The organism is Pigmentiphaga sp. (assembly GCF_033795525.1).
GTDB lineage: Bacteria > Pseudomonadota > Gammaproteobacteria > Burkholderiales > Burkholderiaceae_B > Pigmentiphaga.
Map to the genome: position 1 here is coordinate 296337 of NZ_JARYGM010000004.1, position 25877 is coordinate 322213.

Below are 25877 nucleotides of genomic sequence, written 5' to 3' on the forward strand. Positions count from 1 at the left end.
TTCACTCGACAGGACGGATGCATCCATGATGGTTACCAGTAAATTGGCAGCGAAGGCGGCGGCCGCAATATTGACGATCGTTTCCGCAAGCGCCATGGCGCAGACTTTTCCCAGCAAGCCGATCCGGATCGTTGCGCCGTACGTGCCCGGCGGCACGGTCGATGTGCTGTCCCGCGCCCTGGCCGTGCAGTTGACCGAAGAATTCGGCCAGCAGGTCGTGGTGGAGAACCGCGCCGGCGCGTCCGGCAACATCGGCGCCGAATACGTGGCCAGCTCCGAGCCCGATGGACATGTGCTGCTGGTCACGGCCAGTACCGTCATCGTCAATCCGCTGGTCATGAAGGAAAAGCAGCCATTCGATCTGCAGAAAGACTTCACGCCCATCGGCATGGTGGCCAGCACACCCTTGGTTTTCGTCGTCTCTCCGCAGAGCGGCATCAACACCGTCGATGATTTCATCAAGCACGCCAAGGCGCATCCCGACAAGGTCAACTTCGGCGTAGGCGGCTTCGGTTCCGGCGGTCACCTGGCGATGGAAACCTTCAATGTGCGGGCCGGCACGGCGATTCCCATGGTGATCTACAAGGGATCGGCACCCGCCCTGGCGGACATCGTGGGCGGCCAGCTCAGCGCGATCATGGACCCGGTGCTCACGACGCTGCCATTCGTCAACACCGGACGCTTGAAAGCCATCGCGGTCACCGGCGAGCGCCGCAGCGCACTGCTGCCTTCCGTCCCGACCCTCGGGGAGGCCGGCGTGCCGGACATGGACTTCGTGTCCTGGTATGGCATGTGGGGTCCGGCCGGGATGCCCGAGGCGGTTTCCTCCCGCATCCAGGCGGCGTTGACCAAGGTGCTCGGTTCCTCCCAGTTCAAGGCGTGGCTCGACAAGCAAGGAATGGTTGCCGGCACCGTGACCGGCAAGCAGTTCGGCGAATACGTACAGAAGGAAAGCCGCAAGTACGCGCAGGCCGTGGAACAGGCAAAGATCGAAAAGAAATGAGGTCCATACGGACGAATGACGGAGCAAGCATGGTTGCAGCCCGCAAGAAAACGTTCCACGGCGTGACCGTCGGCATCCTGATGGTGAAGACCGGTTTCTGCCGCCTGCCGGGCGACGTGGGCCATGCCGGTACCTGGGATTTCCCCGTGCAGTACCGTATTGTCGAGCAAGCCACGCCCGACAAGATGATGGCGCTCGAAGAGTCGGGGCTGCTGGATGCCTTCAAGGACGCGGCCCGTGAACTGGTCGCGGGAGGGGTGGACGGCATCGCCACCACCTGCGGCTTTCTTGCCTTGTACCAGCGGGAATTGGCCGCGGCTTGCGGGGTGCCGGTTGCCTCCAGCAGCCTGCTGCAGGCGCCCTGGGCCGAGCGGCTGCTGCCGCCGGGCAAGCGGGTAGGCATCCTGACCTTCAGCCGCGAGAGCCTGCATGCGGCTCACCTGGAAGCGGTCGGCGTGGACGCAGGTACGCCGGTCGTCGGCATGCCGGCCGATTCCATGTTCGTGACCGCGATCAAGTCGGGCGACACGGTACCCCGGTTCGAGCCCATGCGGACGGAAGTGCTGGATGCGGCCGCGCGCCTGCTGCGGGACTACCCGGACGTCGGCGCCATCGTATCGGAATGCAGCAACATGACGCCTTTCAGCGCCGACATCGCCGAGCGTTTCGGCGTGCCGGTCTACGACGGCGTCACGCTGATCAACTGGTTCCATGCCGGGCTGCGTCCGCGGCGCTACCCGCAGGCTTAGCGCTGGCGGCGCGTGTCAGCCGTGCTGCAGGGCAGACGATACGTTCTCGCAGGCGCGATGCAAGTGCTGGGCCAGGGTTGAATCCGGCCGCAAGCTGTCGTCCAGGTCGAGGCCGGACACGACGATGGCGCCCAGCGCCGTCCCGCCTCGTCCATGGAACGGGTAGGCCAGCGAGGCCAGGCCCCGCTTGTAGCGGCCCACGGTGGCGCTGAATCCGTCCGCCTGCCGGATCTTGCGCAAGGCGGGATGGATCTTGTCGAATCGCGCCTTTCCCAGCATGGACAGGCAGAGTTCGTCCGGGTAGGTGGACAGAATGGATTTGCCGCTGGCGCAATCGTCGATCGGAAACTGGTTGCCAATATCGATGATCACGTTCATGGGCGTGCGCGGTGTCCAGATGCGCTCGACGATAATCACTCGATCGCGCGCCGGAACCGAAATCGAGACCAGGGCCGAGCGGCCTTGCAAGACTTTCTCCTGCAACTCCACCGCATAGGGCAGCGCGGCTCGGCGCACGTTCAGCCGGCTGGCATGCGCCGTGGCGAACAGCAGGCACTCCGGACCGAGCGTGTAGACGCCGTCCTCGGCGGCGACCATGTCCCAATGCATGAGGGTCTTCAACAGCCGGTGGACCGTCGTTCGTTCGATATCGGTGCGCCGGGAGAGGTCGAGCGCCGTGGCGCCCTGCGGCGTGCTGGCCAGTTCGCGCAGCACCGTGAAGGCACGGTCTATGGATTGCACCCGACCGGCATCGCCGGCATCGGCTGGGCGGTTTTCTGGTTTCTTCTGCAAGAGTGACGCTCGATGAAAAGGACGCGGCCGGCATGCCGGAGCCGCCGGTCAGCCGGCGCGGCTCGAGACGATCGCGTCCAGGACCTTCCGGGTCAACACTTTACCGTAATGGGAGCGGGGCAGCGCATCCATGAACACCAGCAATTTGGGCCGCTTGTGGGAAGAGAGGCGTTCCTTGCAAAAGGCGGCCAGCGCTTCGGCACCGAGCGCGGTTCCGGGCTGCTTCACGACGGCCGCGGCGACGAGCTCGCCCCACTCGGTATCCGGGATCCCGACTACGGCTGCCTCGAGGACAGCGGGATGCTCGCACAGCACCTGCTCGACTTCGCCCGGCTGGACCGATTTGCCTCCTGTGCGGATCACGGCCTTCGCGCGCCCGACTATACGGAGCCGCCCTTGGCTGTCGAGACTGCCGAGATCGCCGGTATGGAACCAGCCGTCATCGAGCACGGCCGCGCTCAGCTCCGGCCGTTGCCAGTAGCCCCGCATCACGTGCGGCCCGCGTATCAGGACTTCGCCCACCATGCCCGGCGGCAAAGGGCGACGCGGGTCTCTGATGGCGAGGTGGACGGACTCGGTGGTCGTGGGCCCGACCAGGCCCTGCGTTCCCGCGGGATCCGCCAGCACTTCGGCGATGGCCGGCGGCGGCCGATAACAGGTCCACGGCGCTTCGGTCAGTCCATAGATGACGGAAAAGACCGGGCCGAAAACGGCGACTGCCTGCTGCAGCAATTCGGAAGGCATGGCGGCGGCCCCCACTTCGATGCATGACAGCGAGCCCAGGCCGGCCGGGGTGCCGGGCAGTAGCTTTAGCAGGCGAACCAGATGCGTGGGGACCAGCGACGTGCACGTCGGCCGGTAGCGGGCCACGAGTTCCATGAACCGGTGCGGTTCGAAATGGGGCCCGAGTATCAACGTCCCGCCTTGTAGCAGGTGCGCCAGCTGCAGGATCGCGGCAATGGGCCACAAGGGCCGGACGTTGAGCATCACGTCGCCTGTCCAGGGGCGGCGCGCCGCGATGATGTTCCGGATCGCCGCGCCGTAGCTGCCATGCGTGTGGACCACGGCCTTGGGCTCGCCGGTGGTGCCGCCCGTGTAGTTCAGCGCCGCGATGTCGTCCGGCGCACAGTGCACGAACGCATCCGGACGGCCTGCTGCATCGGCCAGGCTGTCGATCGGCCGGGCCTCGATGCCGCATTCGGCGATGCCCGCGCCCATGGCGTGGACCTTGTCGGCGTAGGGGGAGCAGTACAGCAGTACCCGCGCGCCCGAGTCCCGCAATTGGCCGAGCAGTTCGGCCGGATCCAGTGCCGGGTCCAGCGAGACCCGTACGCGCCCGGCGCTCATGACGCCATAGTCGGCAAACAGGAAGTCGGGCGTGGCGTCGCCCAGCAACGCGATACGGGCGCCTGGCGGCGTTTCGAAGCTTGCCAGCAGCCGCTGCGAGAACGCGGATACCGCCTGCACCAGTTCGGCGAACGTGAACTGCTTTCCGGTGTGGGCGTCGATCAGCGCACAACGGTCCGGCCATGTTGTGCCGGCCTGTTCGAGAAGAGTGGCGATGCTCATGGGCGAGCGGAAAGTCCGGTGGCAGCGGGCGGCAAGCGTGGGATGTTCATAATAAACACATGTTGTGCTATATACAAACTCTTCCTACAATCGCCGGCATGACCTGTCCCGGCCGTGGGCACGGCGGAGAACATCGATGAGCATCGAATTCCAGGCAGCCGGCGACGGCGTCTTCGTGGTCACCTTGAATCGGCCCGAGCGCCTCAATGCGCTGGATGCAGCCCATAAAGAGGCCTTGGCCGATGTCTGGCGCGAAGCGGAGGCGCGGGACGATGTGCGGGCGCTGGTGGTGCGGGGCGCGGGGCCCAAGGCGTTCTCGGCGGGATCCGACTTCAAGGAAATGAAGTCCACCGGCCGCACCGTCAGCACGGAAACGCTAGCCAATGCCATTCCTACCGTGGGCGTGGAAGTCACCAAGCCCATCGTGGCGGCGCTGCATGGCTACGTCATCGGCTTTGGGCTGACGCTCGCCATTCATTGCGACATGCGGGTCGCGGCGCCGGATGCGCGCCTGGCATTCCCCGAGGTAGAGCATGGCATGCTGTCGGGCATCAGCGACATCACCTTGCCCGGTATCGTGGGCGAAGCCGCGGCATTGGAAATCATGCTGACCGGACGTGCCTATACCGCCGAAGAAGCCAGGGAGATCCGTCTCGTCAACCGGGTCGCGCAGGATGCGTATGCCGACGCGCTGTCGCTGGCGCGAGGACTGGCCGCCAATTCCATGCATGCCAACCGGCTGACCAAGCGGCTCGTGCTGGCCGAGCGCCGTGCAACCATCGAGCGGCACCTGCAACTGGTCGCGCAGGCGCGCGTGGACATTACACGCTCGGGCCGGCACGCCTCGGTAGTCGGTGGCGGGGAGCAACCGCGCGCGAGGATGGATTAGGCAATGACGCAGAGCGAGGCTAGCGTGCCGGCCTGGGTCGAGCGTGCGTGGGCACGCCGGGGCGAACCGCACTTCGCCGAGGCCGGCGGCGTGCCTCTTCACTACCTGGCGTGGCGGCTCGAGCACCGGGAGCGGCCGGGACTGCTTTTCGTCCACGGCTACCGCGCCCATGCCCACTACTGGGACGCCATCGCGCCGTACTTCGCCGATAGCCATCGGGTGGTCGCCATGGACCTCGCGGGCATGGGCGACAGCGGCCATCGTGCCCAATATGGCGCCTATGGGTTCGCCGCCGATATCGCGGCCGTCATCGCACATGCCGGGCTGGGGCCGGCCGTGGTGGTCGGCCACAGCTTCGGCGGCGCGCGGGCCCTGCGGGCCGCACTCGAATTTCCCGATCTCATCAAGCACGTCGTGGCGGTGGACAGCATCTGCCGCTTCGCCGACTCCCCCTCCAGCAAGCAGGCACCCCCGCGGCGCCCGCGGCTGGAACCGTATCCCGATTACGCCAGCGCCCGCGCGCGTTATCGCCTCGCACCCGGGCAGCCGTGCGACCACCCTTACCTGGTGGACTACATCGCCCGCCACTCGCTGCGTGAGCAGGACGGGGGATGGCTCTGGAAGTTCGACCCCTTGCTGCCGCCGGGGCCGCATGAACCGGACATGGCCGAGGTATTACGCCAGCTTCGGGTACCGGTGGACTATGTGCGGGGAGAATTCAGCACGGTCGTCCGGCAGCACGAGGCCGAACGCATCGTGGCATGCCTGCCGCGCGGGCGTGGGCCCATTGTCGTGCCCCAGGCCTATCACTACCTGATGCTGGACCAGCCGCTGGCCCTGATCGCCGTCCTGCGGGTGTTGCTGGCCTAGGGCTTGCCGCCGTTCACATCTGCTCACCAACTGCACCGTCCGTTTGCCTGGCGGCGCTTGTAACAAGCAGGGCCGCGCCCCTATCTTGCTGTCATCGCTTCATTTCGTGGAAACGGCCGATGGACCTCGTCGTCGCCACCCGCGAGGGACTGTATTGCCCCCCCGGGCGGTTCTATATCGACCCGTGGCGTCCCGTCGACCGCGCAGTCATCACCCATGCCCATGCCGACCACGCCCGGGCCGGCCATGGCGCATACCTGGCCGCCGCGGCCGGAGAACAGGTGCTGCGCGCGAGGCTGGGCGACATCGCGCTCCAGACCTTGCCGTACGGCGAGAGCGTCGAGCTCGATGGGGTCAAGGTGTCGCTGCATCCCGCGGGCCACGTTCTCGGCTCGGCCCAGGTGCGCATCGAGTACCACGGGGAAGTATGGGTGGCCTCCGGCGACTATAAGCTGGCGGCTGATCCCACATGCCGCGCGTTCGAGCCCGTTCGCTGCCACACCTTCATTACCGAGTCCACCTTCGGCTTGCCCATCTATCGCTGGCAGGACGGCCGGACGCTTTTCGGAGAGATGAACCAGTGGTGGGCCCGGAACGCGGCGCAAGGGCGTGCCTCGGTGCTGTTCTGCTATGCCTTCGGCAAGGCGCAGCGTGTGTTGGCGAGCGTGGACGCCGGCATCGGCCCCATCGTGGTCCATGGGGCCGTGGCAGCAGTCAACGACGCCTATCGGGCCGCCGGCGTGGTGTTGCCTGCCGCCTTGCGGCTGGTGGAAGTCGCCGACAAGGCGGTGCTGCAACAGGCATTGATCCTGGCGCCGCCCTCGGCGCGAGGTTCGCCGTGGCTGAGGCGTTTCGGCAATTACTCCGACGGGTTCGCCAGCGGCTGGATGCGGGTGCGCGGCAACCAGCGCCGCCGGAGCGTGGATCGCGGGTTTGCGCTGTCGGACCATGCCGATTGGCCGGGCCTGCAGCAAGCCATAGCCGCTACCGGCGCGGAGCGTGTTTTCGTCACGCACGGCAGTGTCCACGCCATGGTGCGCTGGCTGCGCGAGCAGGGATTGCAGGGCGAGGCGTTCTCGACCGAGTACGGCGACGAGGAAGACGGAGACCGGGGCGAGCCCATCGTGGCGGAGGAAGCATGAAGGCCTTCGTCGATCTGTACATCGCGCTCGAGTCGACCACGTCCAGCCTGGGCAAGCGGGCGGCGATGCTGGACTACCTGCGCAGCAGCCCTCCCGAGGACGCTGCCTGGGCCGTCTATTTCCTTGCGGGCGGCAAGCCGCGGCAGCTCGTGCCGGCCAAGCTTCTCAAAGCGTATGCGCGCGAGGCAGCCGGCATTCCCGAATGGCTGTTCGAGGAAAGCTACCAGGCGGTGGGCGACCTGGCCGAGACCGTTGCGTTGCTGCTGCCCGAGACGCCGCACGCCGACGACGCCAGCCTGGCCGCCTGGATCGAGCATGGCCTGCTGCCGCTGCGCGGCATGGTGCCCGAGCAATTGAAGCCGCGCCTGCTCGAAGCCTGGAGCCGGCTCGATACGCGGGGACGGCTGGTTTTCACCAAGCTCATCACCGGCAGTTTCCGGGTGGGCGTCTCGCGCCTGATGGTCACGCGCGTGCTGGCGGAACTGGCGGGCATCGATGCCAAGGAGGTGGCGCAGCGCATGGTGGGCTATACCGACCTGAATGCGCGGCCGACGGCGCAGGCCTATCAGGCATTGATCGCTGCCGACGCACCGGCAGGCCGGCGCGAAGCAGGCATGCCCTATCCGTTTTTCCTGGCCCATCCCCTGCAAGCCGACGTCGGCGACTTCGATCGCCTGCTCGGTTCCACCACGGCATGGCTGGTGGAATGGAAGTGGGACGGCATTCGCGCGCAGCTGGTGCGGCGCGATGGCGGCACCTGGCTGTGGTCGCGCGGCGAGGAATTGGTCAGCGACCGTTTTCCCGAGCTGGTGGAGGCAGCCCAAACCCTGCCCGAGGGGACTGTCGTGGATGGCGAAATCGTGGCCTACAAGGACGACAAGGTGCAACCCTTTGCGCTGTTGCAGCAGCGGATAGGCCGGAAGGCCTTGACGCCGCGCATCTTGCGCGACGCACCGGTGGCGCTGCTTGCCTACGACCTGCTGGAACGGGACGGCATGGACTGGCGGCCGCGGCCCTTGCGCGAGCGCCGCGCCGCGCTCGACATGCTATTGGCACAAGCCGGCGAGTCCCGCTTGCTGCCGAGTCCGTTGCTCCATGCCGCCTCCTGGGAGGCGTATGCACACCTGCGGGAAAGCTCGCGCGAGCGCGGCGTGGAAGGCATGATGATCAAGAGCGCGCAGGGGGGCTACGGCGTGGGCCGTACCAAGGACGCCGGCACGTGGTGGAAGTGGAAGGTCGATCCGTATTCGGTGGACGCGGTGTTGATCTATGCGCAAAAGGGGCACGGCCGACGCGCCAGCCTCTATACCGACTACACCTTTGCCGTCTGGGACGCGCCGCCGGGCGTGGCCGGCCGGCGGCTGGTGCCCTTTGCCAAGGCGTACTCGGGATTGACCGACGAAGAAATCCGCGAGGTCGACGCGATCGTGCGCAAGACCACCCGGGAAACCTTCGGTCCGGTACGCAGCGTCGCCCCGACGCTGGTGTTCGAGCTGGGATTCGAAGGCATCGCTCGCAGCGTCCGGCACAAGAGCGGCATCGCCGTGCGTTTCCCGCGCATGCTGCGTTGGCGGCGCGACAAACCGGTGGAGGAGGCCGACACGCTCGATACGCTGGCGGCGCTGCTGCCGCCCACGGCATAGGGCGGCCCACCGGCGGGCCGCCCGTGCCGCTTACTCCACCGCCTTGACCATGTCTTCGACGACCTTCTTGGCATCGCCGAACACCATCATGGTCTTGTCCAGGTAGAACAGCTCGTTGTCCAGGCCGGCGTAGCCCGCCGCCATCGACCGCTTGTTGACGATGACCGTGCGCGCCTTGTAGGCCTCGAGGATGGGCATGCCCGCGATGGGCGACTTGGGATCGTTCTTGGCGGCGGGGTTGACCACGTCATTGGCCCCCAGCACCAGCACCACGTCGACCTGGCCGAACTCCGAGTTGATGTCTTCCATCTCGTAGACCTGGTCGTAAGGGACCTCCGCCTCGGCCAGCAGCACGTTCATGTGCCCCGGCATGCGGCCCGCCACCGGGTGGATCGCGTACTTCACGTCCACGCCTTTCTCGGACAGCTTGGTGGTGAGTTCCTTCAGCGCATGCTGCGCGCGCGCCACGGCCAGTCCGTAGCCGGGCACGATCACCACGGTCTCGGCATTGGCCAGCATGAACGCGGCGTCGTCGGGGCTGCCCGACTTCACGCTGCGCTGCTGCTGTTCCCCTGCCGCGCCGGCCGCCGAGGCATCGCCGCCGAAGCCGCCCAGGATCACGTTGAAGAACGAGCGGTTCATCGCCTTGCACATGATGTAGGACAGGATCGCGCCCGACGAACCCACCAGCGAGCCGGCGATGATCAGCATCGGGTTGTTGAGCGAGAAGCCGATGCCCGCCGCCGCCCACCCCGAGTAGCTGTTGAGCATCGACACCACCACCGGCATATCGGCGCCCCCGATGGGGATGATGATGAGCACGCCCAGCACGAAGGCGATGGCCGTCATGATGACGTAGGGCGTCCATTGCTGCGTGACCGCGAACCAGATGCCGCAGGCGACCATGACGATGGCCAGCAGCAGGTTGAGCAGGTGCTGGCCGGCGAATACCACCGGCGCGCCGCGGAACACGCGCAATTTGTAGCGTCCCGACAGCTTGCCGAACGCAATGACCGAGCCGGAGAAAGTGATCGCGCCCACGAAGGTGCCGATGAACAGCTCGATGCGGTTGCCGGTAGGAATGGGCATCCCGGGGTCGGCAATACCGAAGGCATGCGGCTCGGCCACCGCCGCGATGGCGATGAACACTGCGGCCAGGCCTATCATGCTGTGCATGAAGGCTACCAGTTCCGGCATCTTGGTCATTTCCACGCGCTTGGCCATGATGGTGCCAGCGGTGCCGCCCACGAGCAGGCCCAGTACGACCCAGCCCAGGCCCGCGAGAGGTTCGCTGGCGAGGCGCGCGATCAGCGCCGCGGTGGTCAGCACGGCGATGGCCATGCCCACCATGCCGAACGTGTTGCCGAGCCGGGACGTGGTGGGATGCGACAGCCCTTTGAGCGCCTGGATGAAACACACCGATGCGACCAGGTACAGCAGCGTGACGACGTTGAGCGAGAGCATCAGCGGGCCTCCTGCTTGGACGACGCATCGGCCGGGGCCTTCGGTTTCTTGCGGAACATCTCCAGCATGCGGCGGGTGACCAAAAAGCCGCCGAACACATTGACTGCGGCCAATGCGACGGCAAGGACGCCCATGACCTTGCCCAGCCCCGTGTCGGTGAGCGCCGCGGCCAGCATCGCGCCCACGATGATGATGGCCGAGATGGCATTGGTGACGGCCATCAGCGGCGTGTGCAGCGCCGGCGTCACGTTCCAGACGACGTGGTAGCCCACGTAGATGGCCAGGACAAAGATGATGAGGTTGATGATGGTGGTGTCGACGAGTTCCATTACTTGTTCCTCAGCACACGGTGGGCATCGCAGACCATGCAGGCGGCGACGATCTCGTCTTCCCGCTGGATCGCCGGGGTGCCGTCCGCGGCCACCACCAGCTTGAGGAAGTCCAGCAGATTGCGGGCATAGAGGGCCGAGGCGTCGGTGGCTACCCTGGCCGCGAGATTGGTGTAGCCGATGATCTTCACCCCGTGCGCGTCGACCACCTGGTCCGGGCGGGAGAGCGGACAGTTGCCGCCGCGTTCCACCGCAAGGTCGACGATGACCGAGCCCGGCTTCATGCCGGCGACGGTTTCCTCGCTGACGAGGACCGGTGCCGGGCGACCGGGTATCAGGGCCGTCGTGATGACGATATCCGCCTGCCTGCAACGCTCGGCAACCAGCGCCGCCTGACGCGCCATCCATGCCGCCGGCATGGGGCGGGCGTAGCCCCCCACGCCCTGAGCGATCTCGCGTTCTTCGTCGGTTTCGAACGGTACGTCGATGAACTTCGCGCCCAGCGATTCCACTTGCTCCTTGGCGGCGGGCCGCACGTCGGACGCCTCAACCACCGCGCCCAGGCGCTTGGCGGTCGCGATGGCCTGCAGGCCGGCTACGCCGGCCCCCAGGACGAGCACGCGCGCGGCCTTGACGGTGCCGGCCGCCGTCATCAGCATGGGCATGAACCGGCCGTAATGGTCGGCCGCCATGATGACCGCCTTGTAGCCGGCGATATTGGCCTGCGACGACAGCACGTCCAGGCTCTGGGCCCGCGTGATCCGGGGCGCGGCTTCGAGCGCGAACGCCGTCACCCCGGTCGCCGCCAGTTTCTCCAACCCCTCCAGATTAAAGGGGTCGAGCATGCCGAGCAGGAGCTGTCCGGCCCGCAGCTGGGACAGCTCGGCCTCCTGCGGTGCCTGCACTTTCAGGATCAGGTCCGCCTGTGCATAGACTTGCGCGGCATCGGGCACCACCGTGGCCCCGGCCGCCGCATAGGCGTCGTCGGTAAAGCTGGCGTTGGTTCCGGCGCCGGCTTGCACCAGCACCTGGTTGGCGCCGCCGGCAACCAGTTTCTTCACGGTTTCCGGTGTGCCGGCAACGCGCGTCTCCCCCGGCCGTATTTCAGTCGGGACCCCAATCTTCATGAGATTCTCCTCTGTGCGTCGTGGCGGACGGGCCGGGGGGCACGGCCGTCTGGCGCGGCCTATGGCGATTTCCCCGCATCGCCCGGAGCATCCTAGCATGGGGTTCCGTGCCCGACCGTATCTTTCTTGCCATTGGGCCGGCATGCGCTACGGCCGCCCCGCCAGGTGGTTCTTGTAGTTGACTGGTTGTATGATGACCGGGCGAATTGTCCTTCCCCTTTCTTCTTTTGCCGCCCATGTCTTCCTCGCCGCTACGCAGCAACAACCTGGCCGAACAGCTCAGCGACGTCCTGTCCAGGCAGATCGCCTCGGGCGAACGTGCGGCCGGCAGCCGGCTGCCCACCGAAGAACGGCTGGCGGCGGAGTACGGCGTCAGCCGCACGGTGGTGCGCGAAGCCATTGCCCGCCTGAAGTCCGATGGGCTGGTTACGACCCGCCAGGGCCTGGGGGCATTTGTCGCTGCCACGCCCATGGGACGGCCGTTCCGCATCGGTGGCGAGCGCCAGGAAGCGCACGCGGTGGTGCAGCAGGTGTTCGAGCTGCGCATAGGTGTCGAGACCGAAGCCGCCGCGCTTGCGGCTGCGCGCGCCACGCCCGTGCAGGTCAAGGACATCCGCAACGCGCTCAAGGTCCTGAACAAGGCCAGCCTGCGAGGCGGCGACGGCGTGGAAGAAGACATCCTGTTCCACCGCGCCATCGCGCGCGCGGCCAAAAACCCGGTCTACGACGATTTCTTTGAGTTCCTCGAGCGCTACACCCGTACGCAGCTGTCCATCAGCCGGCGCAATTGCGAACTGGCGGGCTGGCTGAGCGATATCACGATGGAGCACGAGGCCATCTACGAAGCCATCGCCGCGCACGACCCCATTGGGGCGAGGGTCGCGGCGCATGCGCACATGAGCAATGCCATGGCCCGGCTGCAGCGCATCCAGGCCCATTGATCCGAGTCCACCGTCCAGGAAGAAAAGACATGTCCCAGCCTCCCCGCCTGCAAGGCCTGCTTGCTCCCGTCGTCACCCCTTTCCAGTCCGACATGGCGCCCGATGCCGGCCGCTTCGTGCGCCATTGCCGCTGGCTGCTCGATAGCGGCTGCGCCGGACTGGCCATCTTCGGCACCAATAGCGAAGCAAACTCGCTATCGGCGGCCGAGAAGATCGCGCTGATGGATAGGCTCGTGGCCGAGGGCATCCCCGGGGACCGGCTCATGCCCGGCACCGGCGCGTGTTCGGTGCCCGAGGCGGTGCAAATGACTTCCGCCGCGCTCAAGGTCGGGGCGGCCGGCGTGCTCATGCTGCCCCCGTTCTTCTACAAGGGCGTTCCGGACGAAGGCCTGTTCCGCTATTACAGCCAGGTGATCGAAGGCGTGGGCGACGCGGCGTTGCGTGTCTACCTGTACCATATCCCCCCGGTATCGCAGGTGCCGATTTCGCTGCCTCTGATCGAGCGGCTGGTTAAGGCGTATCCGGACACCGTCGTCGGCCTGAAGGACTCCTCGGGCGACTGGAATTATTCCAAGTCCGTCATCGAGGGCTTCGCCGCCACGGGCTTCGATGTTTTTCCCGCCAGCGAGACGCTGCTGCTGCGCGGCCTGCGGGCGGGCGGCAAGGGTTGCATCACGGCGACCGGCAACATCAATCCAGGACCCATCAGCCGGCTCTACGACAACTGGCAGGGGCCGGATGCCGAGGCGCTGCAGCATCAGGTAGCACGCACGCGTGAACTGGTGCAGAAGTATTCGATGATCCCGGCGCTCAAGGCCATCATTGCCCATTTCTCCCAGGACCCTGCCTGGCGCCCGGTGCGGCCGCCGCTGGTGGAGCTGCCCGCGGACCAGGAGAACGAACTGCTCCGCCAGCTCACGGAGCAGGGCTTCGACATGCCGGGGATCAGGGGCGCGGCGGCCTGAGCGGCGTTGTCCGGCGGGGGCCTTCGGCCTACAGTAAAATCCAGGATGGACCCGAACGAGGCCATCCATGGTCTGGAGCCCCCGTGTGACCGTCGCTGCCGTGATCGAACGGGGCGGACGGTTTCTCATCATTGAAGAAGAGACTGCCGACGGCGTCAGGCTGAACCAGCCGGCCGGGCATCTGGAAGCCGGCGAGTCCCTCGAGCAAGCGGCTCGCCGCGAAACCCTGGAAGAAACCGCGCATCCCTTCGAGCCCGAAGGGCTGTTGGGAACGTACTTGTGGCGTCCCGAGGCGGATGCGGCATCGACCTTCCTGCGGTTTGCCTTCGTCGGGACGGTGGCCGAGCCGGTTGCCGGCAGGCGGCTGGACGAAGGCATCCTCCGTGCGTTCTGGATCTCCGCCGACGAATTGCGCGCCCGGCAGGCCGAGCATCGCAGTCCGCTGGTCATGCGCTGCGTGGACGACTATCTGCGCGCGCGAGCGTCGGGGCGGCCCTGGCTGCCGCTGGACGCCTTATACACTCATTCAGCAATCGTGGAAAAAACGCATCATCATGGCAAGCAGTAAGGGACGCATCGTAGTGGGCATGTCCGGCGGCGTGGATTCGTCGGTCAGCGCGTGGCTGCTGAAACAGCAGGGCTACGAAGTGGTCGGCCTGTTCATGAAGAACTGGGAGGACGACGACGATTCCGAATACTGCTCGACCCGCCAGGATTGGCTGGACGCCGCCAGCGTGGCGGATGTCATCGGCATCGATATCGAGGCGGTGAACTTCGCGGCCGAATACAAGGACCGCGTGTTCGCCGAATTCTTGCGGGAATATTCGGCCGGCCGCACGCCCAATCCCGATGTGCTGTGCAACGCCGAGATCAAGTTCAAGGCCTTCCTGGACCATGCGATGCGCATGGGCGCCGAGCACATCGCCACCGGTCACTATGCGCGCGTACGCCGGGTGGAGTCCGGCCCCCATGCGGGGCAATACCAGCTGCTCAAAGCCCTGGACCACACCAAGGACCAGAGTTATTTCCTGCACAGGCTGAATCAGCAGCAGCTCTCGCGCACCGTGTTCCCGCTGGGCGAAATCCGCAAGACCGAAGTGCGCCGCATCGCTCATGAGCTGGGCCTCTCGAATGCGGCCAAGAAGGATTCCACCGGCATCTGCTTCATAGGCGAGCGGCCGTTCCGCGAATTCCTGAACCGCTATCTGCCGACGCAGCCCGGCCCCATACGTACGCCGGAAGGGCAGCCCCTGGGCCAGCATGTAGGCTTGTCCTTCTATACCCTGGGGCAGCGCAAGGGCCTGGGCATAGGGGGCGTGAAGGGGCGCCAGCAAGAAGACGGCACGGCCGATGCCTGGTACGTGGCCAGGAAGGATCTCGCGTCCAATACGCTGTACGTGGTGCAAGGCCACGATCATCCCTGGCTGCTGAGCGACGGGTTGAGCGCGCAGCAGGCTTCCTGGGTAGCGGGCGAGCCGCCGGCTGCCGGCGCCTATGGCGCGAAGACGCGTTATCGCCAGCCCGATGCCCCCTGCACATTGGCCGCCGCGGGCGAGGATTTCGAGCTGGCCTTCCCAGAGCCCCAATGGGCCGTGACGCCGGGGCAGTCCGCCGTGCTGTATGACGGCGAAGTGTGCCTGGGCGGCGGCATCATTACGTCGCCCGCGGCGCGTTAAGGGAAAACCAGCCGACGAAACGGGCCGGGCAAGCCGGTTCGCCCATCAATCGCCGAATGCATCAGGATCCTCCAGCACGATGCGGGCGGTTTTCTGGTAGTGCTCGGTCAATAGCGATACCGCCAGGTCGGCGTCGCCGGCCGTGATGGCTTCCATCAGTGCTTCGTGCTCTTGCTGGATGGGGCGGTCCGGGAAAATCTTCTGTACCGAGAGCTGGCGATAGCGGTATAGCTGGTCGGCCAGCTGTTCGCAGAAACCGATGAGCCAGCGCGAGCCGCAGCCGCCTATCAGTGCGCGGTGAAACGCGCGGTGGCGCTGTTCCCATTCCGGATTGGCCTCGAAGCGGTCCGGATGTAGCGACCGCTGCGTTTTCGTCAGGCGATGGAAAGCCAGCACAAGCTCTTCTTCCCATTGGGCCGAGCCGGACGCCATCGATTTGCGCAGCGCGATTTCTTCCAGCCAGCAACGGGTATTGGTGATTTCGACCAAATCGGCCGGGCTGACCGCCGCCACGGCAAATCCGCGCTGGTCCCGCTGTTCCACCAGCCCGTCGGCCGTCAGCCGGTTCAGGGCTTCGCGTACGGGGGTTTGCCCGGCGCCGTAGTGATGGCTCAGGAATTCGATCTGCAGCTTGCGGCCGGGAGGCAGCAGGCGGCCCGCCAGCAGGTCGGCGCGCATGCGATCGTACAGCGTGGTCGCCATGGTAGGCATGACGGTGCCATGATCGGAGGGGGGGACGGCGGATTTGGCCACGAAGACTCCCGGAAGGCCCGAATCGGACGGTGGGCGGGGGCGCCCTGCTCGAATTTTAGCCGAAAGTGTATAAATTCCGCGTGCCAGGCTGAAAATGTATAAAAAATTGCCATTCCAGAAAATATATATAAAAATGGCGACACCGAAGGAGCGAACCCCCCTTACTTTCCATTTCCGGAGTCTGAGATGAAATTCGTGAGTTTCCGCAAAGATGGCGCCGTGCGCCTGGGCGTGCTGGCCGACGACGGCGTCATCGACCTGAACCAGGCGCAGCCTCAGGTGCCGGCCGACCTGGGGGCTGCCCTGCAGGCAGGCGTGGATCTGCAAGCGGCCGCCAAAGCTGCGATCGCGTCGTCGGCGCCGCGGCTGCCCCTCGATACCCTGGCCTACGCGCCGGTCGTGCCGCGTCCGGGCAAGATCATCTGCCTCGGCCTGAACTACTTCGACCACGCCAAAGAAGGCGGGCGCGACAAGCCCGAGTACCCCTGGTTCTTCTTCCGCGGCGCGACGTCGCTGCTGGCGCACGGCGAACCCACCTTGCGTCCGCGGGTGTCCGACAAGTTCGACTACGAAGCCGAGCTCGCCGTGGTGATCGGCAAGGCAGGCCGGCACGTCAAGCGCGACCAGGCGCTCGACCTGGTCTTCGGCTATGCCTGCTTCAACGACATCTCCGTGCGCGACTACCAGAAGCGTACGCCCCAGTGGACCATCGGCAAGAACTTCGACGCCACGGGCGGCTTTGGTCCCACCCTGGTAACCGCCGACGAGCTGCCGCCGGCCGCCCGGGGCCTGTCCATCAAGTGCCGCCTGAACGGCCAGGTGATGCAGGACGCCAATACCAGCGACATGATCTTCGATGTGCCCGAGACGATCGAGCTGCTCACCGAAGTGCTGACGCTGGAGCCGGGCGACGTGATCGTGATGGGCACGCCGGCTGGCGTGGGGCAGGCCCGCAATCCGCAGGTCTGGATGAAGCCGGGCGACGTGGTCGAGATCGAGATCGAAAAGGTCGGTCTGCTGCGCAATCCGGTGCAGGCCGAGGCCGCCTGAGGAAGCCTCGGCGCTCGATAGGCCCGGGCCAAATGAAAAGCGCGCTTCGGCGCGCTTTTTTCGTCGAGCCGCCCCGGATGCGCGGCAGCCGCCTCAGGCCGCGCGAACCGGGGGAGGGCCGAATTTTTCCTCGTACAGCCGGGCTACCCAATCGATGAACACCCGGACCCTAGGCGAGAGCTGCCGGTGCGACGGGTACATCGCGGAAAGCGGGAGCGGCGGGCTCGCCCAGGCACCGAGTACCTCGACCAGGCGCCCCGTGCGCAAGTCCTCTTCTATGTGGAAGCGCGGGAGCTGGATCAGTCCGCAGCCGCGCCGCCCGCACACCACGTAATTCTCGGCATCGTTGACCGATATCCAGCCGCCCAGCGTGAATTCGCGCAGCTGGCCATCCACGAACAGCTCGAGCGGGTAAGCAACCGACCCGCTGCTGGAAAAGAATTTCACGGCCTGGTGTGCCGGCAGCTCATCCGGATGCCGGGGCGTGCCGAAGCGGGCCAGGTAGTCGGGACTGGCACAAATAATCTGCGGCAGGACGGCCAGCCGCTTGGCCACCAGAGACGAGTCGCGCGCCTTGCCTGCACGCACGACGCAATCCACGCCTTCCCGCACCAAGTCCACCAGCCGATCGCCTCCGGTGACGACCAGGTCCAGGCCCGGATAGAGGCCCCGGAATTCGTCGATGCGCGGCAGCACGATTTCCGTGGCGTGGGTGCCGTGCAGATCCACCCGCAGGATGCCGCGCGGGTTGGAGGCCAGGTGGCGCAACGAGGATTCCGCATCGTCCAGTTCGCTCAGCACATGGACGCAGCGTTCGTAAAACGCCTGGCCGTCCAGGGTCGGGCGCACGTGGCGGGTCGTGCGCTCCAAAAGCCTCGCGCCCAGCCTGCCTTCCAGTTCCTTGATCGCATGCGTCGCCGTGGCGCGCGGGATATCCAGGGCCGCCGCCGCGCGGCTGAAGCTGCCCAGCTCCACGATGCGGGTGAAAAGCTGTAGGGCGTCGAGTCGGTCCATAGGCGATTATTGTCGAAAACTGAATTCCGTTGCCAATTTTGCCTTATTTATTTCCCCAGCATAAACACGCAGAATGATCCCCACGGTATCCCTCTTCAACGGAGCATTTCCATGAATACGAACATCTCTTGTGTGGCTCTCGTCACCGGCGGCTCTCGCGGCATCGGGCAAGCCATCTCCAAGCGCCTTGCGGCCGATGGCTTTGCGGTCGTCGTCAACTATGCCGGCAATGCGGCCGCCGCCCAGCAAACGGTGGCGGACATCGAGGCCGCCGGCGGCCGTGCCATGGCCATCCAGGGCGACGTCAGCCAGCCGGAGCAGGTGGCTGAACTGTTCGCCGCCGCCAAGCGCGAACTGGGCCGCATCGACGTGGTGGTCAATAGTGCGGGAATCATGCCCATGGCCCCGATCGCCGAAAGCGGCCTGGCCGATTTCGACAAGGTGATCGCCACCAACCTGCGCGGCGCCTTCCTGGTCCTGGGCCAAGCCGCGGCCCATGTCGCCGAAGGCGGTCGCATCATCGCCTTGTCCACCAGCGTGATTGCCAAGTCGTTCCCGGCGTACGGGCCCTACATTGCATCGAAGGCCGGCGTGGAAGGCCTGGTGCGCGTGCTTGCCAACGAGCTGCGCGGCCGGGGCATTACGGTCAATGCGGTGGCGCCAGGCCCGGTGGGTACGGAGCTGTTCTTCAAGGGCAAGAGCCAAGAGCAGATCGACTACATGAGCAAGCTGGCGCCGCTCGAGCGGCTGGGCACGCCCGAGGATATCGCCGGCGTGGTGTCGTTCCTTGCCGGCCCGGACGGGCAGTGGGTCAATGCCCAGGTGCTGCGCGCCAACGGCGGCTATGCCTGACGCATCAAGCGGCGCTGGCCTCGGTTTGGGGCAGCATGGCCTCGAACGATTCGGCCTGCGCCATCGGCCAGTACTTCCGGTAGACCGCGTACGAAGGCGTGTCCGCCAGCAGTTCGCCCCGCTTGAGAGCCGGGAATAGGCTGGCGAGCAGCTTGACTTCATTGCCTGAGATCCGCCGCACGATATGTTCGGGGCTGAGCTTGGAGGGGTGGTCCAATCCCGCCGCCGACACCAGCTCGCTCAGCGCCCGCATGGTGTTGCGGTGGAAGTTGTAGACCCGTTCCGCCTTGTCGGGCACCACCAGCGCCCGTTGCCGCAGCGGGTCCTGCGTCGTGACGCCGGTCGGGCAGGTGTCCGTATGGCAGGCCTGCGCCTGTATGCATCCGAGCGAGAACATGAAGCCGCGGGCGCTGTTGCACCAGTCGGCGCCCATGGCAAGCGTGCGCGCGATGTCGAAGGCCGTGATGATCTTGCCCGACGCGCCGATGCGTATTTTGTCCCGCAGGTCGACGCCGACCAAGGTGTTGTGGACCAGTAACAGTCCGTCCTGCAGCGGTACCCCGACGTGGTCGGTAAATTCGACCGGGGCCGCGCCTGTTCCGCCCTCGGCGCCATCGACCACGATAAAGTCGGGCGTGATGCCCGTCTGCAGCATGGCCTTGACGATCGCGAACCACTCCCAGGGGTGGCCGATGCAGAGCTTGAAGCCGACGGGCTTGCCGCCGGAGAGCTTGCGCAGGCGCGCCACGAACTGCATCAGTCCGATAGGGGTGGAAAAGGCGCCGTGCCGTGAGGGCGAATTGCAGTCCACGCCTACCAGCACGCCGCGCGCCTCGGCGATTTCGGGGGTAACCTTGGCGCCCGGCAGGATGCCGCCGTGTCCCGGCTTGGCACCTTGGGACAGCTTGATCTCTATCATGCGGACTTGCGGCGAGGTGGCGTTGGCGACAAAGGCCTCGTCGCTGAAGTTGCCGTCGGCATCGCGGCAGCCGAAGTAGCCCGAGCCGATGTTCCAGATCAGGTCGCCCCCCGGTGTCCGGTGATAGCGGCTGATCCCTCCTTCGCCCGTGTCGTGGGCGAAGTTGCCCTTGCGCGCTCCGGCGTTGAGCGCCAGCACGGCATTGGCGGACAGGGCGCCGAAGCTCATGGCCGAGATGTTGAATACCGAGGCGCTATAAGGCCGGGTGCAGTCGGGGCCGCCCACGGTCACGCGGAAATCGAAGTTCTCGATGTGGACGGGGGCCATCGAGTGGTTGATCCACTCGTAGCGGCGCTCGTAGACATCCTCGAGGGTGCCGAAGGGGCGCTTGTCGATGTCCTGCTTGGCCCGCTGGTAGACGATGGAGCGCTGGCTGCGCGAAAAAGGCGTTGCCTTGGTGTCGTCCTCGAAGAAGTACTGGCGCAGTTCGGGGCGGACGGATTCGAACAGGAAGCGCAGGTTGCCCAGGATGGGGTAGTTGCGGCGGATGGCGTGCCGCGTCTGGAGCACGTCGAACACGCCCAGCGCCGCCAGCGCGCCGCACAACAGCGCCGGTACGATCCACACGGTTTCGTCCATGGCGAGCAGGCCGAACCCGGCCGTACCCAGCACGGCCAGCCACAGGGCGGTGTATCGCGCGGCAAACCAGGACATCATGACTCCTTGCGACAAAAACGCGGTCAAGCATAGCAGCGGGAGCACCGCCATGGTGCGTGCTTGCCGCCAGGCCGCCGGTCCTGTCCCGCCGGGCACCGCATAGCGCTGCGGCGCTGGTGAGGCGGCGCGCTGCCTACGCCTTGCGGGGGTCGGTGTCGATGAACGACTGGCGCTGGGAGAGCTTGTCGAGCAGCCGGGCCAGGTTGGGATGGCGCCCGCGCCAGTCCTGTTCGGGGTAGCGGAAGTCGAGGTAGCTCAGCGCACAGCCGGTGGCGACGTCGGCCAGGGTATATGTGTTCCCGGCGCAGAACGGTTTTTCGGCCAGTCCGGTGTCCATGGCTTCCAGCGCGGCATCGATCTTGCCTTGCTGGCGGGCGATCCAGCGGGCGCTGCGCAGTTCCTCGGGCCGCTGGGTATGTTCGGCACGGATCAGCACGGCTGCTTCCATCAAGCCGTCGGCGAGGGCTTCCCAGCACTTGACCTCGGCGCGGTCGCGCCCCGAGGACGGCAGCAGGCGGCACACCGGGGTAATGGTGTCCAGGTATTCGGCAATCACCCGGGAATCGAAGACCGCGCCGCCGTCTTCCATGATCAGGCAGGGCACCTTGCCCAGCGGATTGGAGTCCTGGATGCGGGTGTCTTCGGCCCAGACGTCTTCCAGTTCGAACTGATAGTCGAGCTTTTTTTCAGCCAGCACGATGCGGACTTTGCGGACGAAGGGGCTGGCCAACGAGCCGATGAGTTTCATAGATGAAAGCCGGACGGGGCTCTAAAATCGGTGCCGGCCGGCGGGCGAGGCATGGGTCGCGGAGTATACCATCGCGAGCGGCCCGGGAGACGGTGCGATGCTACAATTTCTTTTTACTTTCAAGCGCTTATGAAAACTTCCGACCAGCTCACCCCTCTCAATGCATTGTCGCCGCTGGACGGCCGCTATGCCAGCCGCGGCGCGCCCCTGCGCCCGCTTTTGTCCGAAGCCGGCTTCATGCATCACCGGGTGCAGGTCGAAGTCGCGTGGCTGATCGCGCTGTCCGACGCCGGCCTGCCCGAGCTGAAGGCGTTTTCGTCCCAGGCGCGCGACCGGCTGCAGCAACTGGTGGCGGATTTCTCGGAAGAAGATGCTGCCCGCATCAAGGAAATCGAGCGTACGACCAACCACGACGTCAAGGCGGTCGAGTACTGGCTGAAGGAAAAGGTGGCAGGCAATGCCGAGCTGTCCGCCGCGGCCGAGTTCATCCACTTCGCGTGCACGTCGGAAGACATCAATAATACGTCGCATGCGCTGATGCTGCGCGCCGCCCGGGACGAAGCCCTGCTGCCGGCCCTGCGCAAGGTATACGACAAGCTGGCTGCGCTGGCGGCCGAGCACGCCGACCAGCCGCTCCTGTCGCGCACGCATGGGCAGCCCGCCAGTCCCACCACGATGGGCAAGGAGTTCGCCAACATGGCTGCCCGCCTGGGCCGCGCCTTGGCAGAGATCCAGCGTATCGAGCCGCTCGCCAAGCTCAACGGCGCCACGGGCAACTACAACGCCCACCTGTCGGCCTACCCCGAAGTCGACTGGGAAGCCTTCAGCGCCAAGGTGCTCGCCGGGCTCGGCCTGACCCAGAACCGCCATACCATCCAGATCGAGCCGCATGACTGGATGGCCAGCCTGTTCGACGCCGTGGCGCGCGCTAATGTCATTCTGCTCGACGTCAACCGCGACATCTGGGGCTACATCGCGCTGGGGTATTTCAAGCAGCGGCTCAGGGAAGGCGAGATCGGCTCGTCCACCATGCCGCACAAGGTCAACCCGATCGACTTCGAAAACTCCGAAGGCAACCTCGGGCTGGCCAATGCCACGCTGCGCCACCTGGCCGACAAGCTTCCGATCTCCCGCTGGCAGCGCGATCTGACCGATTCGACGGTGCTGCGCAACCTGGGCGTGGCGTTTGGCTATTGCCTCGTGGCCTACGACGCCTGCCTGCGCGGACTGGACAAGCTCGAGATCAACACCGCGGCCATCGATGCCGACCTGGACGAGTGCTGGGAGGTCCTGGCCGAGCCGGTGCAGACCGTCATGCGCCGCTACGGCCTGCCGCAGCCCTATGAACGGCTCAAGGCGCTGACCCGCGGCAAGGGCATCAGCGAAGAAGCCTTGCGCGAGTTCATCGAAGGCCTGGAGTTGCCGGACGAACCCAAGGCCCGGCTGCTGGCCATGACGCCGCGCACCTATATCGGGCTCGCCGCCAAGCTCGCCCGCGAGCTGGACCCGCGCTGAGGCGCCCGCCGGGCCGTGGCGGAACTTTGCGCCCGTCCCGCGTCTCGTAGTCGTTGGCAAGGCTGCCGCGTCGGCGGCCCTGCCGCCTGGTTGATTGTTCGTAGGCTGTTCCTTCCTTACCCGTTCCACTCAGGAGTCCCCGATGGAGAGAGTATTGCGCGCCCTGGCCGTAGCCTGTGTGGCCGCAGCGCCTATGCTGCTGCCTGCCACTGCTGCGGCGCAGTTCGACAAGCCTGAAGACGCCGTCAAGTACCGTCAATCGGTACTGACTGTCATGTCCAACCACTTCGGGCGTATTGCGCCCGTGGTGCGCGGCCAGCAGCCTTACGATGCCGCCCAGGTGCGGGCCGACGTAGCCATCGTATCCATGATGTCCAAGCTGCCCTGGAGCGCATTCGCTCCGGGCACCGAGAGCAAGGGCGCCCGTCCGGCCGTCTGGTCGGACAATGCCAAGTTCAAGCAGGCATCCGAGCGCCTGGAGGGGGATGTCGCCAAGCTGGTGGCGGCGGCCGAGACCGGCGACCTCGCCCAGGTCAGGGCGGCTTATGGCGCGGTGGGGGCGAGTTGCAAGGCTTGCCACGATAACTTCCGCAACCGCTAAGCGGGCAACGGCGGCGCGGGCGATGGTTCCGCCCGCCGAAGCCTTCCCCTACGGAAGGAAAAGTCATTCGCGATATTGGGCGGAGGCGGGAAAATAATTCTAAATTGGCCCGCGCTCGCTGGATGAAAAGAAAGAAACTACTCTTCTGGCGCGCCTATACTTCTTGACGCGGACACGAGCGGATTGTGCCGGAAGGGTTGCGCCACCCGTTCCCGGCGGGACCGGAAGGCCGGTTCGATCGCCGTTCCTCCTGGGGGCGGCCAGTGCCGCATCGACGTACGCCGAGGCCGGCCGGGCGACATTACGCATTGACGCTGTCATGCCAGCTGCTTAAGCTGAAGGGCTTTGGCGCAATTTTTGCGAAGCGTATCCCCTCACCAGGATCAATAAGCAATGACCGAAGATCACTGCGACGAAAGCGCGCTGGCTTACGCCTGCGACAGAATCGTGCGCGACTACATGTGCGTGAAGCGGGGCGAATCGGTGGTGATCACGACCGATTCCGCGCATGACCAGCAGGCCGTGCGCGCCTTGTACCTGGCGGCGTCCGCCGCGGGCGCCAAGCCGGTCATCCTGACCGTGCCGCAGCTGCCTTTCCAGGGCTCCCTGGCCGACCCCTACCTGTCCGACGTCACCGTCGCCGCCGTCGCCAACAGCGACGTCTGGTTCGACATGACGTTCCCTTACCTGGCCGGATCCAAGGTCTACAACGCCGCGCTTGAGACGCGCCGCACCCGGTGCCTCGAGCTGGCGGACCTGACGCCCGCGGGCATCACCCGCCTGTTCGGCTTCGTCGATCTCGACGAACTGTTCACGTTGCAGGTCGCGCTCGACGAGTTGGTGACTGCCAGCGTCGGCAAGCCCGGCCGCGTCACCAGCGCGAACGGTACCGACTTCGAGTTCGTGATCGGCAAGCCGGCGACCCGGAAACTGCGCCGCATCGACGAGCCCGGCCTCTACACCCCGCCCGGCTCCGCCGTGATCTATCCCGAGGACGACAGCGTGCGCGGGAAGGTCCGGTTCGATTTCGCCTATCACGAGTACTACACTGAACTGGATGAACCGGTCGAGCTCGAGATCGACCGGCGCATCGTCGCGGTCAAGGGCGGACGCACCGACTACATGCCGATGGAGCGGGCGCTGCGGCGTGCGGCCCGGGGCGAATACGGCTCGATCATCCATTTGTCCATCGGTTTCCACCCGGCGGCGCGGCTGGGCGGGCGGTCGTTCATCGAAGACATCCGCGTGACCGGCAGCAACGCGATCGGGCTGGGCATTCCGTGGTGGAAGCCCGGCGGCGGCGAGAACCATCCCGACGGCGTGCTGCCGATGCAGTCCATGTGGATCGATGGACGATGCGTGGTCGAGGACGGCAGGATCGTCTGGCCGGCCGTCTCGGAGCAGGCCGCCCGCTTCGCCGGCAATTTCATCCCGACGCTCAGCCCCACCTAGGCGCGGGTTCTTCTTCATCCGATTTGGCCATGGGCCATGAGTGACGCCGCAATGGAACATCGCAATCCCATCTACCGGGACATCATCGACCACCCCGCTGCCTGGACCAGCGCTTCGCTGGGCAGCGACCCCAAGCGCCAGCTGACCTTGACACTGTCCCCGGAACAGCGCGCCGCTATCGACCGTGTGCTGCGCGGCATCGCGCACATGCCGGTCCAGTCGATCGAACGCAAGCATGCCGCCGATCCCGTGTTCGAGGCGCTGGCCCGCGACGTGGAGGCGGAGCTGGCCGACGGCCGCGGCCTGATCGTCGTCCACGGCATCGATCGCGCCGCGTACAGCAATGAAGAGTGCGAGCGTATTTTCTGGGCGCTGGGCACCCACATGGGCGATGCAGCCGTGCAGAACAAGCAGGGCGACCAGATCACCCACGTCACCCAGGACAAGGCGCACCCCACCGAGCGTGGCTATCGAAGCTCCGCGGAACTGTCTCCGCATACCGACGCCTACGCCATCCTCGGGCTGATGTGCCTGGACCGTTCCGAGAGCGGCGGTTTCAGCCATGCCGCCAGCGCGCTCGCCATTCACAACGAGATCCTTGGTACGCGGCCCGACCTGTTGCCCGCGCTTTACGAGGGCACGCACTATGCGACGCTGGATGCGCGCGGCACCAGCCTTGGCCCCACCCCCGAGAAGGTGCCGTTGTTTTCCTGTGTCGACGGCAAGGTCAGCGTGTTCTTCTCGCGGCAGAACAGCAACGAGGCGGTCCGCCAGAGCGGCGAACCGCTGGATCCGGCTTTTGCCGAAGGGGCGGACCTCTTCGAGCGGCTGGCGCGCGACGAACGGTTCCGCATCGAGTTCATGCTCGATCCGGGCGAGATCATGTTCGTCAACAACTACGTATTGGTGCATGCCCGTACCGAGTTCGAAGACTCCGAGCGCCACAAGCGCGACCTGCTGCGCCTGTGGCTGAACAACGCGCCGATGCGGCCGGTGTTGCCCGAGCTGCACCTGTTCGCCAAACTCTATAAAGATCTCTTTGCACTACAGGCTGGCACGGCGAAGTGACTGCGGCATCCATTTCTTCTATCGATTCT

Annotated in this window: 25 protein-coding genes; 16 read left to right on the top strand and 9 right to left on the bottom strand. The window is 66.0% G+C overall.

Annotation, left to right across the window (positions count from 1 at the left end; all coding sequences use genetic code 11):
- Positions 1-25: 25 nt before the first annotated feature.
- Positions 26-1003, top strand: coding sequence for a Bug family tripartite tricarboxylate transporter substrate binding protein (locus QHC78_RS13665; RefSeq protein ID WP_319745394.1), 978 nt, complete (start codon positions 26-28; stop codon positions 1001-1003).
- Between the two features lie 29 nt (positions 1004-1032).
- Positions 1033-1752 carry an aspartate/glutamate racemase family protein gene (locus tag QHC78_RS13670; protein ID WP_319745395.1) on the top strand — a complete coding sequence of 240 codons (720 nt, stop codon included), beginning with the start codon at positions 1033-1035 and terminating at the stop codon, positions 1750-1752.
- Positions 1753-1767: 15 nt separating this feature from the next.
- On the opposite strand, the gene QHC78_RS13675 is transcribed toward QHC78_RS13670, so the two are convergent.
- Both QHC78_RS13675 and QHC78_RS13680 read right to left on the bottom strand, forming a co-directional pair.
- Complete coding sequence (locus QHC78_RS13675; RefSeq protein ID WP_319745397.1) at positions 1768-2544, bottom strand: IclR family transcriptional regulator; 777 nt, start codon at positions 2542-2544, stop codon at positions 1768-1770.
- 48 nt (positions 2545-2592) lie between these two features.
- Positions 2593-4113: a class I adenylate-forming enzyme family protein gene (locus QHC78_RS13680; protein ID WP_319745398.1), complete on the bottom strand. Its 1521-nt coding sequence runs from the start codon at positions 4111-4113 to the stop codon at positions 2593-2595.
- 136 nt (positions 4114-4249) lie between these two features.
- On the opposite strand from QHC78_RS13680, the gene QHC78_RS13685 reads away from it, so the two are divergent.
- From QHC78_RS13685 to QHC78_RS13700, 4 genes are all read left to right on the top strand, one after another.
- Positions 4250-5002, top strand: coding sequence for an enoyl-CoA hydratase/isomerase family protein (locus QHC78_RS13685; protein WP_319745400.1), 753 nt, complete (start codon positions 4250-4252; stop codon positions 5000-5002).
- Positions 5003-5005: 3 nt separating this feature from the next.
- Positions 5006-5872 (top strand): alpha/beta fold hydrolase, encoded by an 867-nt coding sequence (locus QHC78_RS13690; protein WP_319745401.1) that lies wholly within the window; start codon positions 5006-5008, stop codon positions 5870-5872.
- Positions 5873-5991: 119 nt separating this feature from the next.
- Positions 5992-7014, top strand: a complete 1023-nt coding sequence (locus QHC78_RS13695; protein ID WP_319745403.1) for a ligase-associated DNA damage response exonuclease — start codon at positions 5992-5994, stop codon at positions 7012-7014.
- Complete coding sequence (locus tag QHC78_RS13700; protein WP_319745405.1) at positions 7011-8657, top strand: ATP-dependent DNA ligase; 1647 nt, start codon at positions 7011-7013, stop codon at positions 8655-8657. The genes QHC78_RS13695 and QHC78_RS13700 overlap by 4 nt, the downstream gene beginning before the upstream one ends.
- 30 nt (positions 8658-8687) lie before the next feature.
- Here the strand turns inward: QHC78_RS13700 and QHC78_RS13705 are convergent, their stop codons facing one another.
- From QHC78_RS13705 to QHC78_RS13715, 3 genes are read right to left on the bottom strand one after another with little or no spacing between them, the layout of a single operon-like run.
- Positions 8688-10121 carry an NAD(P)(+) transhydrogenase (Re/Si-specific) subunit beta gene (locus QHC78_RS13705; protein WP_319745407.1) on the bottom strand — a complete coding sequence of 478 codons (1434 nt, stop codon included), beginning with the start codon at positions 10119-10121 and terminating at the stop codon, positions 8688-8690.
- Complete coding sequence (locus tag QHC78_RS13710; RefSeq protein WP_319745409.1) at positions 10121-10450, bottom strand: NAD(P) transhydrogenase subunit alpha part 2; 330 nt, start codon at positions 10448-10450, stop codon at positions 10121-10123. The genes QHC78_RS13705 and QHC78_RS13710 overlap by 1 nt, the downstream gene beginning before the upstream one ends.
- The gene (locus QHC78_RS13715) at positions 10450-11577 is read right to left on the bottom strand and encodes a Re/Si-specific NAD(P)(+) transhydrogenase subunit alpha (protein ID WP_319745411.1); all 1128 of its coding nucleotides are present in this window, start codon (positions 11575-11577) and stop codon (positions 10450-10452) included. Before QHC78_RS13715 ends, QHC78_RS13710 begins: the two co-directional genes overlap by 1 nt.
- Before the next feature lie 236 nt (positions 11578-11813).
- Here QHC78_RS13715 and QHC78_RS13720 point away from each other — a divergent pair, with 236 nt between their 5' ends.
- The 4 genes from QHC78_RS13720 (at position 11814) to mnmA (ending at position 15159) form a co-directional block, all read left to right on the top strand.
- Positions 11814-12518 carry a FadR/GntR family transcriptional regulator gene (locus tag QHC78_RS13720; RefSeq protein ID WP_319745413.1) on the top strand — a complete coding sequence of 235 codons (705 nt, stop codon included), beginning with the start codon at positions 11814-11816 and terminating at the stop codon, positions 12516-12518.
- Positions 12519-12547: 29 nt separating this feature from the next.
- Positions 12548-13483, top strand: coding sequence for a dihydrodipicolinate synthase family protein (locus tag QHC78_RS13725; protein ID WP_319745415.1), 936 nt, complete (start codon positions 12548-12550; stop codon positions 13481-13483).
- Positions 13484-13550: 67 nt separating this feature from the next.
- Positions 13551-14051, top strand: a complete 501-nt coding sequence (locus QHC78_RS13730) for an NUDIX hydrolase (protein ID WP_319745417.1) — start codon at positions 13551-13553, stop codon at positions 14049-14051.
- Positions 14038-15159, top strand: a complete 1122-nt coding sequence (gene mnmA, locus QHC78_RS13735) for a tRNA 2-thiouridine(34) synthase MnmA (RefSeq protein ID WP_319745419.1) — start codon at positions 14038-14040, stop codon at positions 15157-15159. The genes QHC78_RS13730 and mnmA overlap by 14 nt, the downstream gene beginning before the upstream one ends.
- 45 nt (positions 15160-15204) lie before the next feature.
- On the opposite strand, the gene QHC78_RS13740 is transcribed toward mnmA, so the two are convergent.
- Positions 15205-15912, bottom strand: a complete 708-nt coding sequence (locus tag QHC78_RS13740; RefSeq protein WP_319745421.1) for a GntR family transcriptional regulator — start codon at positions 15910-15912, stop codon at positions 15205-15207.
- Positions 15913-16098: 186 nt separating this feature from the next.
- Between QHC78_RS13740 and QHC78_RS13745 the strand changes: the two genes are divergently transcribed.
- On the top strand, positions 16099-16962 hold the full coding sequence (locus QHC78_RS13745; protein ID WP_319745423.1) for a fumarylacetoacetate hydrolase family protein: 864 nt from the start codon (positions 16099-16101) through the stop codon (positions 16960-16962).
- 93 nt (positions 16963-17055) lie between these two features.
- On the opposite strand, the gene QHC78_RS13750 is transcribed toward QHC78_RS13745, so the two are convergent.
- Positions 17056-17976 (bottom strand): LysR family transcriptional regulator, encoded by a 921-nt coding sequence (locus QHC78_RS13750; protein WP_319745425.1) that lies wholly within the window; start codon positions 17974-17976, stop codon positions 17056-17058.
- A 111-nt stretch (positions 17977-18087) separates the two neighbouring features.
- On the opposite strand from QHC78_RS13750, the gene QHC78_RS13755 reads away from it, so the two are divergent.
- A complete protein-coding gene (locus tag QHC78_RS13755) occupies positions 18088-18828 on the top strand; it encodes an SDR family oxidoreductase (protein ID WP_319745427.1) in 741 nt (246 codons plus the stop codon).
- A gap of 4 nt (positions 18829-18832) precedes the next feature.
- On the opposite strand, the gene QHC78_RS13760 is transcribed toward QHC78_RS13755, so the two are convergent.
- Positions 18833-20461, bottom strand: a complete 1629-nt coding sequence (locus tag QHC78_RS13760; protein ID WP_319745632.1) for an FMN-binding glutamate synthase family protein — start codon at positions 20459-20461, stop codon at positions 18833-18835.
- A 136-nt stretch (positions 20462-20597) separates the two neighbouring features.
- Positions 20598-21212 (bottom strand): glutathione S-transferase C-terminal domain-containing protein, encoded by a 615-nt coding sequence (locus QHC78_RS13765; protein WP_319745429.1) that lies wholly within the window; start codon positions 21210-21212, stop codon positions 20598-20600.
- Positions 21213-21341: 129 nt separating this feature from the next.
- Between QHC78_RS13765 and purB the strand changes: the two genes are divergently transcribed.
- From purB to QHC78_RS13785, 4 genes are all read left to right on the top strand, one after another.
- Positions 21342-22727 carry an adenylosuccinate lyase gene (purB, locus tag QHC78_RS13770; protein ID WP_319745431.1) on the top strand — a complete coding sequence of 462 codons (1386 nt, stop codon included), beginning with the start codon at positions 21342-21344 and terminating at the stop codon, positions 22725-22727.
- Between the two features lie 142 nt (positions 22728-22869).
- Positions 22870-23328: a c-type cytochrome gene (locus QHC78_RS13775; protein WP_319745433.1), complete on the top strand. Its 459-nt coding sequence runs from the start codon at positions 22870-22872 to the stop codon at positions 23326-23328.
- Between the two features lie 393 nt (positions 23329-23721).
- Positions 23722-24780, top strand: a complete 1059-nt coding sequence (locus QHC78_RS13780) for a 2,5-dihydroxypyridine 5,6-dioxygenase NicX family protein (RefSeq protein WP_319745435.1) — start codon at positions 23722-23724, stop codon at positions 24778-24780.
- Positions 24781-24816: 36 nt separating this feature from the next.
- The gene (locus QHC78_RS13785) at positions 24817-25848 is read left to right on the top strand and encodes a TauD/TfdA family dioxygenase (RefSeq protein ID WP_319745437.1); all 1032 of its coding nucleotides are present in this window, start codon (positions 24817-24819) and stop codon (positions 25846-25848) included.
- Positions 25849-25877 lie beyond the last annotated feature (29 nt).

Excerpts from the sequence above, each read along its gene's own strand:
- QHC78_RS13665 (WP_319745394.1), top strand. The coding sequence starts at position 26 with ATGATGGTTACCAGTAAATTGGCAGCGAAGGCGGCGGCCGCAATATTG.
- QHC78_RS13670 (WP_319745395.1), top strand. The coding sequence starts at position 1,033 with ATGGTTGCAGCCCGCAAGAAAACGTTCCACGGCGTGACCGTCGGCATC.
- QHC78_RS13680 (WP_319745398.1), bottom strand. The coding sequence starts at position 4,113 with ATGAGCATCGCCACTCTTCTCGAACAGGCCGGCACAACATGGCCGGAC.
- QHC78_RS13685 (WP_319745400.1), top strand. The coding sequence starts at position 4,250 with ATGAGCATCGAATTCCAGGCAGCCGGCGACGGCGTCTTCGTGGTCACC.
- QHC78_RS13690 (WP_319745401.1), top strand. The coding sequence starts at position 5,006 with ATGACGCAGAGCGAGGCTAGCGTGCCGGCCTGGGTCGAGCGTGCGTGG.
- QHC78_RS13695 (WP_319745403.1), top strand. The coding sequence starts at position 5,992 with ATGGACCTCGTCGTCGCCACCCGCGAGGGACTGTATTGCCCCCCCGGG.
- QHC78_RS13700 (WP_319745405.1), top strand. The coding sequence starts at position 7,011 with ATGAAGGCCTTCGTCGATCTGTACATCGCGCTCGAGTCGACCACGTCC.
- QHC78_RS13705 (WP_319745407.1), bottom strand. The coding sequence starts at position 10,121 with ATGCTCTCGCTCAACGTCGTCACGCTGCTGTACCTGGTCGCATCGGTG.
- QHC78_RS13710 (WP_319745409.1), bottom strand. The coding sequence starts at position 10,450 with ATGGAACTCGTCGACACCACCATCATCAACCTCATCATCTTTGTCCTG.
- QHC78_RS13715 (WP_319745411.1), bottom strand. The coding sequence starts at position 11,577 with ATGAAGATTGGGGTCCCGACTGAAATACGGCCGGGGGAGACGCGCGTT.
- QHC78_RS13720 (WP_319745413.1), top strand. The coding sequence starts at position 11,814 with ATGTCTTCCTCGCCGCTACGCAGCAACAACCTGGCCGAACAGCTCAGC.
- QHC78_RS13725 (WP_319745415.1), top strand. The coding sequence starts at position 12,548 with ATGTCCCAGCCTCCCCGCCTGCAAGGCCTGCTTGCTCCCGTCGTCACC.
- QHC78_RS13730 (WP_319745417.1), top strand. The coding sequence starts at position 13,551 with ATGGTCTGGAGCCCCCGTGTGACCGTCGCTGCCGTGATCGAACGGGGC.
- mnmA (WP_319745419.1), top strand. The coding sequence starts at position 14,038 with ATGGCAAGCAGTAAGGGACGCATCGTAGTGGGCATGTCCGGCGGCGTG.
- QHC78_RS13745 (WP_319745423.1), top strand. The coding sequence starts at position 16,099 with ATGAAATTCGTGAGTTTCCGCAAAGATGGCGCCGTGCGCCTGGGCGTG.
- QHC78_RS13750 (WP_319745425.1), bottom strand. The coding sequence starts at position 17,976 with ATGGACCGACTCGACGCCCTACAGCTTTTCACCCGCATCGTGGAGCTG.
- QHC78_RS13755 (WP_319745427.1), top strand. The coding sequence starts at position 18,088 with ATGAATACGAACATCTCTTGTGTGGCTCTCGTCACCGGCGGCTCTCGC.
- QHC78_RS13760 (WP_319745632.1), bottom strand. The coding sequence starts at position 20,461 with ATGTCCTGGTTTGCCGCGCGATACACCGCCCTGTGGCTGGCCGTGCTG.
- QHC78_RS13765 (WP_319745429.1), bottom strand. The coding sequence starts at position 21,212 with ATGAAACTCATCGGCTCGTTGGCCAGCCCCTTCGTCCGCAAAGTCCGC.
- purB (WP_319745431.1), top strand. The coding sequence starts at position 21,342 with ATGAAAACTTCCGACCAGCTCACCCCTCTCAATGCATTGTCGCCGCTG.
- QHC78_RS13775 (WP_319745433.1), top strand. The coding sequence starts at position 22,870 with ATGGAGAGAGTATTGCGCGCCCTGGCCGTAGCCTGTGTGGCCGCAGCG.
- QHC78_RS13780 (WP_319745435.1), top strand. The coding sequence starts at position 23,722 with ATGACCGAAGATCACTGCGACGAAAGCGCGCTGGCTTACGCCTGCGAC.
- QHC78_RS13785 (WP_319745437.1), top strand. The coding sequence starts at position 24,817 with ATGAGTGACGCCGCAATGGAACATCGCAATCCCATCTACCGGGACATC.